Genomic DNA, 2,298 nt, shown 5'->3' with positions numbered 1-2,298 from the left:
AACTCACCCGCCCGCGCATGAATTCGCCGGGCAGCGTCACCACCGGCAGGTCCGCCGAAATGGCGCCCAGCGTGGTGTTGCCACCCGACCAGCCGGGGGTGTCGAGAAACGCGTCGCCGACCTGGTGCAAGGCAAGAAAATCGCTCGCCGACAGGCGATCCAAGAACAGACAATGGCGATCGCGATCGAGCCCGGCGGCGGCGAACGCGCGCGCGAGGCGGGGAAGGAATACCGCGTCCAAGTCCGGCGGCCCGGAGCGGACGAAGACGAGTTTCGCTTTCGGTAGCGCACGGGCGATTTCGGCGTGGATACGGTCGTAACCGGGCAGATACTTGAAGATCGATTGCGTGCATAAATAGATAATTTCGTCCGCGCCGAAGCCGAACGATTCGCGCGTCCTGGGCGCGACATCCCCGGAGCGGATGGGATCGAACAAACGAAGCGAGAGATTGGGGAGCCGAACGAGTTTTTCCGAATAATGCGCGTCGCCGGCGAGCGGTTCGATCAATTCGCCCGACAGGAAATAATCGACGGTCGGCAACCCGGTGGTAACCGGATGACCAATCCCCGCCGCTTGAACCGGCGCGAAGCGCAGCGCGGCCAGCGCGAAACTGGTCGGATCCATGCCGATGTCGGTGAAGATCAACGCATCCAGCCGATCCGAGCGCAGCACGCGACCGATGCCGGCGAACCACTCGTCCAACGCGGCGACCGTACCCGCCGCGGCAGGCGCGCGCGAACGCGGCAGATGCCGAAAAACGTCGCAATGACGCGCCATTCGCCGGGTCATGCTGTCGTCGTTCGGGCCGATGTGATAGCCGAATACCTCGAAGCGTTGCCGGTCCAGCGCCTCCGGCCAACCGGCGTACAGGCGCGCGACGACATGCTCGCAAAAATACATCGAGAGAAAACCGATCCGCGGCTTACGCACCGGATCGGCCGGTGGAAAATCGGGCGCGCGCGCGAATTCGGGGAAACGCGCCGCGGCGACGCGCCCGGCGATACGGCCGAATCGCATTTGCAAATCCCGATCGTCCCTTTCCTGGTAAGCCAGGAAAAAATTGGTCATCGTCTGAAGAGCGGCAAAAGCCTCGCGCGCCGCCGTCGGGGTATCGAGCCGAAGCGAGTCTTCGATCGCCGCAAGACCCGCCGCGTATTCGGCGCGCGCACGGTCGATCGCGCCGATATCGGGATAGCTTTCCGGCAACAGGCGCGCGAGGCTCCAGCGCATCCGCGCGTGATCGGGCGCGAACATCAGGCCGCGGCGAAACGTCCGGCGCGCCGCCTCCGGAAAGCTCCGCTCGACGAGACCGATGCCGAGAGCGAAAAGGAACTCGGCCGGATCGGGCACGAGCGCGCGCGACCGGGCGAGCCACGCGTCGCGTTCGGCGGTTTCGCCCCGCCGGCCGTGAATCTCGGCGACCGTCACCGCCGCGTCGAAATTGGCCGGCGCCGCCAGGGCCACCGTCTTCGCCGCGGCCAGCGCGGCGTCGAGGTCGCCGGCTTCGAGTTCGAGCTCGGCCAAGCGCGCCCACGCAAAATGATACCTGGGATCGAGACGAACCGCCTCGCCGAGCGCCGCGCGCGCTTCGGCGATATTTCCCTGCGCCTTGAGCGCGCGGCCGAGGAAACAGCGTGCCTCGGCGTTGGCGGGGTCGCGGGCCGCGAGCTTGGCGAACAACGCCGCCGCGCCCGCGTGGTCGCCTTCCTCGCCGAGCACCTGGGCGAGATTGAACGTCGCGCCCGGATGATCCGGACGCTTGGCCAGCGCCCGCGCGTATTCCTCCTTGGCCCGGGTCCAGCGCCCGGCGTCTCGCAAGGCGAGGCCGAAGTTGGCGTGGAAATCGGCGTTGCCGGAGAGCGGGCCGGCGGCCTGCGCCAACATGTCGGCCGCGTCCTGGAACTTGCCCTTCTGATGGAAAACGAGACCGAGGTAATGGAGCGCGTCGGCGCGCCCCGGATCCTGGGCGAGCGCGGCGCGAAACCGGCCCTCCGCCTCGTCCAGTTGCCCCGCCCGAATATGCGCCAACCCTTCGCGGACCAGAGCCGCCGCGCTCATGGCCCGGTCCGCGCGCGGGCGACGGCCTCGACCAGGAACTTCTCGAACCCACGCACGCATGTTTCGTCGTTGTAGAGCTTGTGGCGGTTGGCCGCGGTCTTGGCGCGCACTTGGGCGCGGAATTCGGGCTCGCGCCCGAGGCGGATGGCGATGGCGATGTAGTCGTCCACGTCCTTGGCGACGGTGTCCTCGACGCCGATCATGCGCAGCATCCCATAACTCACCCGCCCGCGCATGAA

At 67.4% G+C, this 2,298-nt stretch carries 2 protein-coding genes; both read right to left on the bottom strand.

The window, feature by feature from the left end:
* The coding region (locus FJ311_16215; protein MBM3952979.1) for a tetratricopeptide repeat protein at positions 1-2,119 on the bottom strand (2,119 nt) is incomplete at its 3' end.
* Positions 2,056-2,298, bottom strand: a 243-nt coding sequence (locus FJ311_16210; GenBank protein ID MBM3952978.1) for a glycosyl transferase family 1, incomplete at its 5' end; no start/stop codon positions are given. The genes FJ311_16215 and FJ311_16210, both read right to left, overlap by 64 nt.

This window comes from Rhodospirillales bacterium (genome assembly GCA_016872535.1).
GTDB lineage: Bacteria > Pseudomonadota > Alphaproteobacteria > Rhodospirillales > 2-12-FULL-67-15 > 2-12-FULL-67-15.
The sequence above is the reverse complement of the archived record's forward strand: the minus strand, read 5'-3'. Positions and strand labels throughout refer to the sequence as shown.